This window comes from Empedobacter sp. ULE_I140, assembly GCF_053482575.1.
Genome location: NZ_JBQMTX010000001.1, coordinates 2,692,454 through 2,706,378 on the forward strand (window position 1 = coordinate 2,692,454; position 13,925 = coordinate 2,706,378).

Here is a 13,925-nt window from a genome sequence, read left to right on the forward strand (position 1 = left end):
AATAAACCTAAATATTACCATTTTACTCAATTTTTTCTCCTACGTTTAATCCATTTATAAACTTCAAACCACAATACAGATAACATTGCTACAAGCATCGCCATTCCTAATTCTTTTAGATTCAACGAAGAAACTTTAAAAAATAAAGAAATTGGCTTTATATACAGTATTGCAAAAAGTATAAGCAATGTAAGAATTGTAACGCCAACCATTAAATTATTTTTATTTTTAAAACTTGACCACAAGCTATAATAAAACGATCTATTCGTTAAACTTAACCAAACATTTGAGAAAATCAACGTTGTAAAAACCATTGCTCGGGTTTTCTCTTCATTTCCGCCTAACTGATAAGTGTATTGATAAACAAAAAGCAATCCTAATGTGATGATAATTCCTTGAATAATACTTGTTGAAAGTTCTTTCCAATTCAGAAAAGTTTCGGTCATTGGACGAGGTTTTCTTTTCATCGAATCTTTTTCCAATGGTTCATTTTCATACACAATAGAACATGTTGGTCCCATAACCAATTCTAAGAAAATAACGTGAACTGGCGTAAAAATTTGTGGAAAAGCCCAACCTAAAAATAATGGAAGCGAAACAATTAAAATAATCGGAATATGGATAGAGATAATATATTGAACAGCTTTTTTGAGATTCGTATAAATACGTCTTCCTGCCGCAATTCCAACAACTAATTTACCTAAATCATCATTCGTCAAAATCAATTGTGCAGCTTGTTTCGCTATTTCTGTTCCCTTTTCACCCATTGCCACTCCGATATGAGCCGCTTTCAAGGCTGGTCCATCATTAACGCCATCACCCAACATTGCCACAACATCTCCATCTTCTTTCAACGCTTTTACTACAGCCAATTTCGCTTCGGGAAACATACGCGCAAACAACACTTTATCACGAGCTTCTTTTAATAATTCTTTTTCGGAAAGTTGTGTAATTTCACTTCCTGTAATACTATTTTCTACATGTAAAATTCCAGCTTGTTCAGCAATACTTTTTGTTGTTTCGGCATTATCACCCGTAATCACTTTTACTTTAATTCCCGCATCATAAATCTGTTGAAACACTGTATTAATTCCTTTTTTAGGAGGATCATAAAAAACTACAAATCCTAAAAACTCGAATGGTAAATCTTGTTGAATTTTTGGAAAATTATCCTCTTCAAAATTAGATTTAGCAACACCCAAAAGTCGAAAACCTTTTAATCCAAAATCATCAATGACTTTTTTTAATTGATTTTTTTCTTCCTCTGATAATTTTGAAACATTCAGAATTGCTTCTGGAGCACCTTTGGCTGCGATTATTCGTTGATTTTCATTATTTTTAAAACAATGCGTCATCATGGGAGGTTTCCCAGATAAAGGATATTCGAAAAACATTTGATATTGATTGCGCTCATCAACCTGTGTTTGTTCGTAAACTCGGTGTAACGTTTTTTCCATTGGATCGAATGGAACAGGTTCACTACTCCACATCGCATATTGTATAATCTCAGAAATTTCAACATCATTGAATTGATTTTCATCAAAAACCGTACACATTTTTGCATCATAAATTGCATTCAATTTCATCGAATTTTCGGTAATTGTGCCTGTTTTATCACTACAAATAACAGTTGTGCTTCCTAAAGTTTCGACAACACTACTCTTTTTTACAATAATTCCTTCGCGTAATAATTTCCATGAACCCAATGCCATAAATGTAGTAAATGCAACTGGTATTTCTTCGGGTAAAATAGACATTGCCAAAGTCAAACCGTTTAATAAACTACTTACAATGTCATTTGTTTGAAAATAATTGAATCCGCAAACCATTGCAAAAACAATAATTCCAATGATTGCCATTCCTTTCACAAATTTTTCTATCTGCAATTGCAAAGGCGATTTTTCTTCTTTTATAGATAAAATTGACATTCCTATTTTTCCCAACTTCGTTTCTGCTCCAATGGCTGTCACTTCAAAAATAGCCAAACCAGAAACTGTCAAAGTTCCACTGTAAATTTCTGAATGATCTATATCTTTAAAAACTGACATACTTTCGCCTGTTAAAGCAGATTCATTCACCGAAAAATCATTGCTATGAACAATATTTCCATCAGCATTAATCATCTTTCCTTCTTCCGTCACACACAAATCACCAATTGTAATTTCGTGTGTTGGTATCTCAACTAATCGTCCATTACGAATAACTGAACTCAAAGGTTCGTTCAACTTTTCTAACTCTTGCAGAGCTTTTTGATTACGAGAACCTTGGTAAAATGAAATTCCTGTCACAGCAACAATAGCCACAAACATAAATGCAGCTTCGCCCAAATCACCAACCAACACATAAATAATTGATACAGCAATCAAAATTAGCGTCATTGGTTCTTTTAGAATATCAAATAATAAACTATACCAAGCAGAATTCTGTTCACCCTTTATAGCATTATCTCCGTATTGTTGTTGAGCTTTTTTGACTTCAGAATCAGATAACCCTTTTAAATTTTCAGGAATTTTTATAGACATTATTTCAATCGATTAGTGTTTACTAAAGTTACAGCTAAATCCAATTAAAAAATAGTTTAATACTTGATTATATCCTATTTAGATTTGATTTCAATTAAAACAAAAAAATCATTTCTTTCGAAATGATTTTTGCTCTATTATTAAGGAATTAATTTTCGAATGCATCGCAGTTTATGCGAATATTTTTGAGAATCGGTATTGAAAATTCCATTTGTATCGATTGGATCAATTCTAACTTTTCCGTGTGCGTGCAAAATTTTTCCATTGCCACACATAATTCCGACATGAATAATTAGACCTTCTGCATTATCAAAAAAAGCTAAATCACCTGGTTCTGCTTCTTCTACAAAACTCAAAACTTCACCCATTTCCGCTTGTTGATAAGCATCTCTTGGAATTTTATAGCCACCTATTTTGTACACTTGTTGCGTTAAACCAGAACAATCAATACCGAACGAAGATTTTCCTCCCCACAAATAAGGTACATTTAGATAGGCTTTTGCAATTTCTACCAATTGATCTTTTGATTTTTTACCAGACGTATATACCCCAAAATATTCAAAACATTTTGGACCAATTTTGATTTTACTTTCATTCAAAGTACGAACCTCAGCTCCAATTGTCAACGTCATTGGCAAGCCATTTTCCATCGCATGATTATACGGATTAATTGCAAATTTCTCGATCGAATCTTTATTATATTCTTCTTCCGAAATTTCTACAATTTGTTTTGGATCTAGCCAACCTTCGTAACCATCAAAAGCTAACTGAACTTTAGTCCATTTTTCTAATTCTTCTAAAATAATCAACTTTTCTCCAAACAAAACCTGACTCACCATTTCTGATGAATCTCTTGCTTCGTAGCGCAATGGCGCAACACTTACTTGACAAATGGCGTACTTCATTATTTTTTTCGAATTAACGTAATTCCGTCACGAATTGGTAAAATTATCGACTCTACTCGTTTGTCTTTCGTTACCATTTCATTAAATTCTTTCAAAATTTTTGTCGAAGGATCTTTTTTATCTTCCTCTTCCATCATTACTTTTCCGTACCACAAAACATTGTCAACTAACATGGTTCCTCCTGGACGTAAAAGTTCTAAAACTTTTTCAAAATAATAAGGATAACTCTCTTTATCAGCATCAATAAAAGCTAAATCTACAGAATTTTTCTCGATTGTTTCTAATTCTTCGCGTGCATCATTGATTCTAAAATCAATTTTTGAAGCAAATTCAGATTCATCAAAATATTTTCTGCACAAATATTCCAATTCATCATTTTTATCCATCGTAATGATTTTTCCATCAGCAATCAAACCTTCTGCCAAACACAATGTTGCGTAACCTGTAAAAGTTCCTAACTCTAAAATAGTTTTTGGGGCTAAAATCTTTGACAAAATACTTAACAAACGACCTTGATATTCTCCCGAAATCATGTGTGGCTGCGTTGTACATTGATAAGTTTCAACACGTAAACGGCTCAAGATTTCAGGTTCTTGATCCACATGATGATCTAAATACGATTCTAAAACTGGTGAAATTTTTATCATACCTTTAAAAAGTCAACAAAATTACAAAAAATGCATTGAATATCGGCTATATAAAGGAAATTTAGAAGAGAAAATTTATCCAAAATAATCAAACCAAAAAAGCATTACTTTTTGGGTAATGCTTTTTGTTTTGAAAATTATTTTGATAAGCTTAGACTAAATCTTAACCTCAGCCTTACTTTAAACTTTTCCTTTCTGAATAACAGTTACAACATCTGGATCTAATAATGTTGATGTATCGCCAAAATCAGTTTCGTTGCTTGCTATTTTTCTTAAAATACGACGCATAATTTTTCCGCTTCGCGTTTTTGGTAAACCTGAAACAAACTGTATTTTATCTGGCTTTGCAATTGCTCCAATTAATTTAGAAACTCCATTTTTTATTTCTGCTTCAAGTTCTGGTGAACCTTGTACTCCATCTTGCAAAATCACATAAGCATACAATGCATTTCCTTTGATATCATGAGGATAACCAACAACCGCGCTTTCTGCTACAGCTTCGTGTTCATTTATCGCATTTTCTATTGGTGCAGTTCCTAAATTGTGTCCAGAAACAATCACTACATCATCTACACGTCCTGTAATTCGATAATTTTCCATTACATCACGATACGCTCCATCTCCTGTAAAATAATATCCCGGAAATGTTGAAAAATAGGTTTCTACATAGCGTTTATGATTACCATAAATAGTACGAGCCATAGATGGCCAAGGAAATTTAATTGCTAAACGTCCTTCTGCTTTTTCATTTACTGCTTCTACTTCTTTTCCATGTTCATCCATTAAAACTGGCTGAATTCCTGGAAGCGGTAATGTTGCAAACGTTGGACGAAGCGGCGTAATTCCTGCTAATGGCGAAATCAAAATAGATCCCGTTTCTGTTTGCCACCATGTATCTACAATTGGACAATTTCCTTTTCCAATATAATCATTAAACCAGTGCCAAGCTTCCTCGTTAATTGGTTCACCAACTGATCCTAAAACTTTAAGACTTGATAAATCATATTTCTCGACATAATCTAAGGATTCACGAGCTAACGAACGAATTGCTGTTGGAGCTGTATAGAAATGTGTCACTTTTAATTTTTCGACAATTTCCCAAAAACGTCCAAAATCAGGAAAACTTGGAATTCCTTCGAACATTACTGAAGTTGCTCCACAAGCCAAAGGTCCATAAATAATGTAACTATGTCCTGTAATCCAACCGATATCTGCTGTACACCAATAAATATCGTTGTGCTCCATTTGAAAAATATTATCGAACGAATAAGCCGTTTCCACCATATATCCACCACATGTATGCACCATTCCTTTTGGTTTTCCTGTAGAACCAGAAGTATACAAAATAAACAAAGGATCTTCGGCATCCATAATTTCCGCAGGACAATTATCGTCTACCTTATGCATTTCATCAATCCAAAATTTATCACGTCCACCAACCATAGAAGTAGGCTCGATAGCACGTCGATAAACAATACACGACTGAATAGAAGCACAATCTTTTAAGGCTTCATCACAAATTGCTTTTAAGTTAATTGATTTCGTTCCACGAAAAACTTCGTTTGCTGTCACCAAAACCTTACATTGCGCATCGTTGATACGAGAGGCAATTGCAGCAGAAGAAAATCCTGCAAAAACAATAGAATGTACCGCGCCAATACGAGCACAAGCTAACATCGCGATGGCTAATTCTGGAATCATTGGCATATAAATACACACACGATCTCCTTTTTGTACGCCATTATTTTTTAAGACATTCGCAAATTGGCAAACTTTTGAATGCAATTGACGATATGTAATAATTCTAGATTCCTCTAAAGGATTATTTGATTCCCAAATTAAAGCTGTTTTGTTTCCATTTTTTTCCAAATGACGATCCAAAACATTTTCGGTAATATTTAGTTGTCCACCTTGAAACCATTTAAAATCTGCTTGTTCAAAATTATATTCAAGTGTTTTGTCCCATTTCTTTTGCCAAACAAAGTTTCCAGCAATTTTATCCCAAAATTTTTCAGGCTCTTCGACACTTTTTTTATACGCTTTCTTATATTCAGAAAACGAATTGATTCTAAAATTGTTAATCATTTTAATTTTAATTGTGGTTTTGAATACTAAATATAAAAAAAGCGAATCAATTTATCAAATTAACTCGCTTATATTTTATAAATGAATAAAAACTATTCTATTTTCCTTTATACGGACTCGCGTTGTAATATGCTAAAGCAGTTGGTAAGGCTTCCTTTATTTTAGCCATACGCGTCGCATCCGAAGGGTGAGTACTCAAGAATTCTGAAACTCCAGCGTTTCCACTTTTCGCAGCCATACGTTCCCAAAAAGGAATTGCTTGAGAAGGATCATAACCCGCCATCGCCATTAAATACAATCCTGTAACATCAGCATCTAATTCCATTTTACGAGAATAGTTTAGTAAACCAACTTGTGCACCTACAGGATATAATTGTTCAAAAACTTTTGCATATTCTGCATTTCCAATCGATCCACCTACAATTTGTCCTAAACCTTGTGCTGCCATTTGCTGAGAAGCTTGCTCCGCACTATGACCAGCCAAAGCGTGACCAATTTCGTGACCTAAAACAACAGCCAATCCCGTTGCATCTTTGGTAACAGGCAAAATACCTGAATAAACTGCAACTTTACCTCCAGGCATACACCAAGCATTTACTTCATTTGCATTCAACAATGTAAATTGCCATTGGTAACCTTGTAATTGAGAAGATATTCCTTTTTCTTGATAATATTTTTCAGCGGCATATTTTAGACGTTCCCCTACTGTTTGCACCATTTTTGCATCAGCAGTACCAGTAATCACTTTACCTTGTTTAAGAACTTGAGAATACTGATTATAAGCTGTCGGAAATAAATCTGCATTCGATACTAATGACAACGATTTACGTCCTGTAACTGGATTTGTAGCACAAGAAGCTAAGACTAAAGCTCCTGCAGCGGTTAAAATTATTTTTTTCATATTTTTTAAGTTTATTTACCGAGTTTCTTTTTGATTTCATTCAATTTCATCAATGCTTCAACAGGCGTTAAAGTATTGATATCTGTGTTCATAATTTCTTCTCGAATCGATTCTAAAATTGGATCATCTAACTGAAAGAAACTTAATTGCATATTATCTTGCGTTATTTTCTCCGTTTTGTTCGAGATTCCTTCATCTGTTTTCGTTGCTTCCAAAACCTTTAGCACATCATTCGCTCTGTCCACCACTCGTTTCGGCATCCCAGCCATTTTAGCAACATGTATACCAAAACTATGCTCGCTACCTCCTGGAACTAATTTACGCAAAAATAATATTGTATCTTTTGTTTCTTTGATACTGACATTAAAATTTTTGATGCGTTCCATTGATTTTGACATCTCATTCAATTCATGATAATGTGTAGCAAACAATGTTTTAGGTTTCAAGGCACTTTGATGTAAAAATTCTGCAATTGCCCATGCAATCGAAATTCCATCGTAAGTCGAAGTTCCTCGACCAATTTCATCCAATAAAATCAAACTTCGTTCCGAAATATTATTTAGAATACTTGCTGTCTCATTCATTTCGACCATAAATGTCGATTCCCCTGAAGAAATGTTGTCTGAAGCACCAACTCGAGTAAAAACTTTGTCAATAATTCCTAATTCGGCTGCTTGAGCTGGAACAAAACTTCCCATTTGCGCCATCAAAACAATCAAAGCAGTTTGACGTAAAAGTGCCGATTTACCAGACATATTTGGTCCCGTAATCATAATAATTTGCTGATGATCCGAATTTAACTCAACATTATTCGACACATATTGTTCACCAATTGGTAATTGTTGCTCAATCACAGCATGACGACCTTCTTTTATATTTAGTTCAAAACCATCATTAAGAGAAGGTTTTGTGTAAATATTTTTCTCTGCTATTTCTGCAAAAGTTGACAAAACATCCAAAAATGCAATTGCTTTTGCTGTTTGTTGAATCGGTAAAAGTTTAGTGATAATTTCTTGTAACAATTCAATAAATAATTGATTTTCTATTGCAAGAATTTTTTCTTCTGCTCCAAGAATCTGTGTTTCGTATTCTTTTAATTCTTCAGTAATATAACGCTCTGCATTCACCAAAGTTTGTTTACGAATCCATTCTTCTGGCACTTTATCTTTGTGTGTATTTCGAACTTCGATATAATAACCAAACACATTATTGAATGCAATTTTCAAGGACGAAATTCCAGTTCGCTCTGTTTCACGTTGACACATTTGATCCAAATAATCTTTCCCAGAAAACTGAATCTTTCTCAATCGATCTAACTCATCAGAAACACCCTCTCTAATCACATTTCCTTTTACAATTTGATGTGGTGGTTCATCAGTAAGTGTATCAAAAATCTTTTGCGTTAAATCATCAATTGGTTGGATTCGAGAAAATAAATCTGCAACTTCTTTGATATTCGATTGTTCAGCAACTTCTTTTATTTCTTCCGAAATTTTCAAACTTTGTGCTAATTGTTGTAATTGACGAGGTGTAATTTTACCTGTCGAAACCTTCCCAGCTAAACGCTCTAAATCGGTTAATTGACCTAATTTTTCGCGCAAATCGTAACGTAAATCTCCAAATTTGTAGAAATATTCGACAATATTTTGACGACGTTGAATTGACTTCAAATCTTTCAACACCATTACCATCCAACGATTCAGCAAACGAGCACCCATCGGAGTTTTAGTATCATCTAAAACATTTAATAACGTAACACCTTTTGGATGTGGAGAATAAACCAATTCGAGATTGCGAATCGTAAATGGATCCATCCACACAAAACTATCTTGATTAAGACGCTGAATAGATGTTAAATGCTGAATTTCGAAGTGATGTGTGTCATCCAAATAAGCTAAAATTGCACCCGCAGAAATGATTCCATCTTTTAAATCCTCGATTCCAAAACCTTTTAGATTCTTAGTTTTAAAAAGATTGGTTAATTTATCAACTGCAAAATCATATTGAAAAGCCCAATCATCCAACAAAAATTTACTTTTGACATCAGAAAAATTATATTTAACACGTTTTTGGTAAATCACTTCACTTGGTCGAAACGATTGAATAATCTTTGCCACTTGATCTTCATGTCCTTCAGAAACTAAAAATTCTCCCGTCGAAACATCTAACAACGCAATTCCAAAAGCTTTATCACCTTGATGAACAGCCATCAAAAAGTTATTCGATTTCGACGATAAAACCTCATCTTGCAACGCAACACCAGGCGTCACCAATTCTGTAACACCACGTTTTACGATACCTTTTACCATTTTTGGATCTTCGAGCTGATCGCAAATTGCAACACGCAAACCAGCTTTCACCAATTTCGGTAAATAAGTATTCAAACTATGATGAGGAAACCCTGCCAAAGCACTATTATCAGAACCATTGGCGCGTTTTGTTAAAACTATATCTAAAATGCGAGAAGCTCGCACAGCATCTTCTCCAAATGTTTCGTAAAAATCTCCCACACGGAACAACAACATCGCATCAGGATATTTCGCCTTGATAGTGTTATATTGTTTCATTAGAGGAGTTTCCTTATTCTTTACTACTTTTGTCAAATTATTATAAATTTTGAACAGCTAAGTTAGTTAAAAACGAAGTGATGAGAAAACTAAAATTAGACGAATTAGGTCGCGTTTCTGCGGAAGAATATAAAGCTATTGAAAAACATCCGATTGTTGTGGTGTTGGATAATGTAAGAAGTATGCACAATGTTGGTGCGGTTTTTAGAACTTCGGATGCATTTTTAATTGATAAAATTTATTTGTGTGGAATCACAGCAACTCCGCCTCATAAAGAAATTCATAAAACGGCAATTGGTGCAGAAAATTCTGTTGATTGGGAATATGTGAAAGATTCGAATGAATTGGTTGCAAAACTAAAAGAAGATGGTTATCAAATTGTAACGATTGAACAAACGGAAGGTTCTGTTTTGTTAAATGAATTTGAAGTTGACCAATCTCAGAAATATGCAATTGTGATGGGAAATGAGGTTGATGGTGTGCAACAATCAATCATTGATCAATGTGATACGTGTATCGAAATTCCACAATCAGGAACAAAACATTCGCTTAATGTTTCGGTTTGTACAGGAATTATTTTATGGAAATGGTATGAAGGATTTATGAAATAACGGAAAGCGGTAAGCAAAATAAAAAAGACTCAAATCATATGATTTGAGTCTTTTTTATTGTTTAAAAATTCACTGAAACATTAATCCATTCTGGATCAAAATCTGCGTTATATTTTTTATAGAAATTAATTGCAGGTTCATTCCAATCCAGAACTTGCCAAACCATTCCGTGGTAATTATTCGCTTTTCCATAAACAATTAATTCATCCAATAATAATTTACCAATTCCAGAACCGCGCATTTTTTCGGTTACAATCAAATCCTCCAAATATAATCTGCGTCCTTTCCAAGTCGAATAACGATCGTAATGCAACGCAATTCCTTCCACATTTCCGTCCACTTCTGCAACCAAAGAACCCCAAACTGGTTTATCTCCAAACCCGCATTCTTCCATTTCTTCTAAGGTTACCGTTACTTCGTCTGGTGCTTTTTCGTATAAAGCTAATTCGTGAATTAACTCTAAAATTCGAGGACAATCTTCTTTTCTTGCTTCTCGTATTGTTACATTTTTCATTATTGTGTGATGTTATTTAGTTATTCGTTATTCGAAACTCGAAGTTCGTTTTACGAAACTTGAAATTAGTTATTTAAAAATATAACGAAATTCCTACCTCGTATTTCTAACTTCTAATTTCTAACTTCTAATTTCGTACTTAAATTGTCATTCCAATTTCGATTCCTTTGATACGGCGATACAATTCAGTTGCGTAATTATCAGTCATTCCCGAAACATAATCCAAGATTCCCATTACCTTTTGATACTTTGTTCCTTTCTCATATAGAAACTGAGCAGGAACTAAACGCAAGGCTTTTTTCTCAAAGGTTTTGCGTTCTTTTTCATCTTTCAAAATTGGTGGAATAAATTGTGAAAGCAATTCGGACATTACATTATAACCTGCATTTTCAATTTCAAGAACAGAACGATGATTGTAAATATTTTCAATAGAGAAACGTTGAATTTCGTCCAAAACCCTTTTGGTAACTTGTTCTGTTTCATTTTTAATGACATCTAACAAAGCTGTTTTAAATTCTCCTTTTACAATCTGATCAAAATTATTTTGGTAAACTTCAACCGATTTTTGAGTCAATAAGTTAATTGATTTGGCGCGTAAATACGCTATTCGATCATTTTTATCTGAAATTAATTTCAATGTATTTTTTGTTTTATCAATTTGAGATGGATCTAAAGATTCGACTAAATTCAAGAATAATTTTCGGCATTTATCATGGTCAATAATTCCTAAACGTTGCGAATCTTCGACATCAATAATCGAATAACAAATATCGTCTGCCGCCTCTACCAACCACACAAACGGATGTCGCTTGTAAATAATTGGTGAATCTTGTTCCAAAATCATATTCGTTTTTTCAGCAATTGTTCGGAAAGCTTCCTTTTGCGCCTGAAAAAATCCAAATTTCTTACGATGCAATTGATTTTTATCTTTTGCAACCGATTCACATGGATATTTTGCAATCGCAGCCAATGTTGAATACGTCAAACGTAAACCACCTTCCGATTTTCCGTTTTGTTGTTGTGTCAAAATTCGGATTGCATTCGCATTTCCTTCAAAATTGATTAAATCAGCCCATTCGGCTTCAGTAAAATATTGTTTCAAATCTGTTTCATGGCGATCAAAATAAGAAGCAATTGCATCTTCGCCCGAATGTCCAAAAGCTGGATTTCCGATATCGTGACACAAACATGCCGCTGAAATAACATCGTGAATACTATATTTATAAAATTCTTGTGATTCTTTTGTTAATTTATAATTTTCGGAAATAAACTTTCCTACCAAATTTCCCATCGAGCGTCCAACAGACGAAACCTCTAACGAATGCGTCAATCGATTGTGGACAAATACACTTCCTGGCAAAGGAAAAACTTGCGTTTTGTTCTGCAAACGACGAAAGGCAGACGAAAAAATAATACGATCATAATCACGCTGATATTCTGATCTCGCATCCGATGTATCGTTTGTATTACTGCGTTGATTGGTGTAAATATGATTTAGAAGTTCCATAAACTGATTTAGAAAACGAATTTAACGAATAATGTTCAGTCATAAAAAAATCCGAACGGTTTCGTTCGGATTTTTGGTTTTATTCGTGAAATTTTAAAAGATTTTTCATTCTTTCTGTAATATATTCATCTTGAAGAAAATTTGCTTCATTAAAGTTTAAATCAAACTTATATTGAACAGCTAACTCTTTTAGAATTTCAATTTCAGCTTTTATCTCTCCTTCAAACCAGTTGTCCCAAGCAAACAAAATTATTTTTTCATTTTTAGCTAATTTGTAAAAGTCGAAATCAATTGATTTATCAAAAATTTCATCATCATATTCACAAATAATTTTCCATTTATCTTTTACTAATTCATTAATAATTAAATAAAAAATATCAGTTTCAATATTTGTGACAATTTTAAAATTCATTAATCAAAATAGTATTTCTACCAACTACCAGATGCTCCTCCGCCTCCGAAGCTTCCGCCTCCGAAACCACCAAAGCCGCCTCCGCCACCAGATGATCCACCCCAAGAACTACCTCCTGAGCCGAAACCTCCGCCACCGAAAACAGAACTTCCTGTGTTCATAATGATAATATCATCTAACAAACTTCTTCGTCTGCCACCATTTCCTCCATTATTTCCTCCTTTACCTTTCGAAATAATAATAAAGATAAAAATGAAAAATCCTATGGCAAAAATCAATGCAAGCCAATCCATTTCTGGTTCTTGCGATTTTGGTTTGTCTTGCTTATATTTTCCTGCAAAAGCTTGAAAAATAGAATTGACTCCAGCATTTATTCCACCAGCATAATCACCTTGTTTGAAATACGGAATAATAACATTGTCAATAATCGATTTGTTGACACTTGGCGGTAAATAAATTTGAGCTCCATAACCTGTTCTAATCGTAATCTTACGATCTTGTTCACTTAAAACAATTACAACTCCATTATCTTTTCCTTGTGTACCAACTTTCCATTTTTCACCAATATCATTTGCAAACATTTCTAACGGATAACCATCTAGAGACTTCACTGTTAATACCAAAATTTGAGTAGATGTTGAATCATCATAGGCTACTAATTTTCGTTCTAATTCATCCAATTGCATTGCATCAAAAACATGTGCATAATCTTGCACAAGCTTTTTAGGCGGATGTTCCATCTTCACCAATTCATCCGGTGTCTGCCCAAAAACGGTTAAAATTGAAAGAAAAAAAGTTAGAAAAAAGTATTTAACTGTAGCTAATTTCATCTGGTAATTCGTTTGTATCATCCTCTTGATAAGGAAAATATTTTTTAAGTGCTTTGCCTGTTTTTTTTATTCCTTCACAAAGCCCTTTTACATAATGTTCTTTTTTGAAATGCTTGATGACCTCTTCTTTTATATCATCCCAAAAATCATCTGGTGTCACTTGATCAATTCCTTTATCACCAATAATTGTAAAGTTATGATCGGTTGGTGAAACATGAAACAACACACCATTTCTATCTTTGGTTTTGTGCATTTCCAATTGCTCGAAAACTTCTAAAGCTTTGTCAAAATGATTGGGAGAAGATTCGAATTCAATATGAACTCGAATTTCCCCACTTGTATTTTTCTCCGCTTTTTGGATGGCTTCGATTATTTTTTTTTCATCTTTAGAGGAAAGAAATTTATGTTTCTTATTTCCCATAAT

Annotated in this window: 12 protein-coding genes; 1 reads left to right on the forward strand and 11 read right to left on the reverse strand. The window is 33.6% G+C overall.

Translation table 11 applies throughout. The annotated features are described in order from the left end of the window. Nucleotides 1-26: 26 nt before the first annotated feature. The 6 genes from ACTS9J_RS13040 to mutS form a co-directional block, all read right to left on the reverse strand. On the reverse strand, nucleotides 27-2,522 hold the full coding sequence (locus ACTS9J_RS13040) for a cation-translocating P-type ATPase (RefSeq protein WP_448353305.1): 2,496 nt from the start codon (nucleotides 2,520-2,522) through the stop codon (nucleotides 27-29). A gap of 140 nt (nucleotides 2,523-2,662) precedes the next feature. Further along, nucleotides 2,663-3,427 (reverse strand): C40 family peptidase, encoded by a 765-nt coding sequence (locus ACTS9J_RS13045; protein WP_219033619.1) that lies wholly within the window; start codon nucleotides 3,425-3,427, stop codon nucleotides 2,663-2,665. Next, entirely contained in the window at nucleotides 3,427-4,074 is a 648-nt protein-coding gene (locus tag ACTS9J_RS13050) for an O-methyltransferase (protein ID WP_286494672.1), read from the reverse strand. The genes ACTS9J_RS13045 and ACTS9J_RS13050 overlap by 1 nt, the downstream gene beginning before the upstream one ends. Nucleotides 4,075-4,254: 180 nt before the next feature. Then, on the reverse strand, nucleotides 4,255-6,159 hold the full coding sequence (acs, locus tag ACTS9J_RS13055) for an acetate--CoA ligase (RefSeq protein WP_448353306.1): 1,905 nt from the start codon (nucleotides 6,157-6,159) through the stop codon (nucleotides 4,255-4,257). Nucleotides 6,160-6,256: 97 nt separating this feature from the next. Then, nucleotides 6,257-7,060: a M48 family metallopeptidase gene (locus tag ACTS9J_RS13060; protein ID WP_180904988.1), complete on the reverse strand. Its 804-nt coding sequence runs from the start codon at nucleotides 7,058-7,060 to the stop codon at nucleotides 6,257-6,259. Nucleotides 7,061-7,071: 11 nt separating this feature from the next. Further along, complete coding sequence (gene mutS, locus ACTS9J_RS13065) at nucleotides 7,072-9,627, reverse strand: DNA mismatch repair protein MutS (protein WP_448353307.1); 2,556 nt, start codon at nucleotides 9,625-9,627, stop codon at nucleotides 7,072-7,074. 80 nt (nucleotides 9,628-9,707) lie between these two features. Between mutS and ACTS9J_RS13070 the strand changes: the two genes are divergently transcribed. Continuing rightward, a complete protein-coding gene (locus tag ACTS9J_RS13070; RefSeq protein WP_038332036.1) occupies nucleotides 9,708-10,238 on the forward strand; it encodes an RNA methyltransferase in 531 nt (176 codons plus the stop codon). 61 nt (nucleotides 10,239-10,299) lie between these two features. Here the strand turns inward: ACTS9J_RS13070 and ACTS9J_RS13075 are convergent, their stop codons facing one another. The 5 genes from ACTS9J_RS13075 to ACTS9J_RS13095 form a co-directional block, all read right to left on the reverse strand. Next, entirely contained in the window at nucleotides 10,300-10,752 is a 453-nt protein-coding gene (locus tag ACTS9J_RS13075; protein WP_115001464.1) for a GNAT family N-acetyltransferase, read from the reverse strand. A gap of 139 nt (nucleotides 10,753-10,891) precedes the next feature. Beyond that, nucleotides 10,892-12,259, reverse strand: coding sequence for a deoxyguanosinetriphosphate triphosphohydrolase (locus ACTS9J_RS13080; protein WP_448353308.1), 1,368 nt, complete (start codon nucleotides 12,257-12,259; stop codon nucleotides 10,892-10,894). Between the two features lie 79 nt (nucleotides 12,260-12,338). After that, nucleotides 12,339-12,671, reverse strand: a complete 333-nt coding sequence (locus tag ACTS9J_RS13085; protein ID WP_221854340.1) for a hypothetical protein — start codon at nucleotides 12,669-12,671, stop codon at nucleotides 12,339-12,341. 17 nt (nucleotides 12,672-12,688) lie between these two features. Beyond that, entirely contained in the window at nucleotides 12,689-13,501 is an 813-nt protein-coding gene (locus ACTS9J_RS13090; RefSeq protein ID WP_280036030.1) for a TPM domain-containing protein, read from the reverse strand. Beyond that, nucleotides 13,482-13,922 carry a TPM domain-containing protein gene (locus ACTS9J_RS13095; protein WP_286494678.1) on the reverse strand — a complete coding sequence of 147 codons (441 nt, stop codon included), beginning with the start codon at nucleotides 13,920-13,922 and terminating at the stop codon, nucleotides 13,482-13,484. Before ACTS9J_RS13095 ends, ACTS9J_RS13090 begins: the two co-directional genes overlap by 20 nt. Nucleotides 13,923-13,925: the final 3 nt, after the last annotated feature.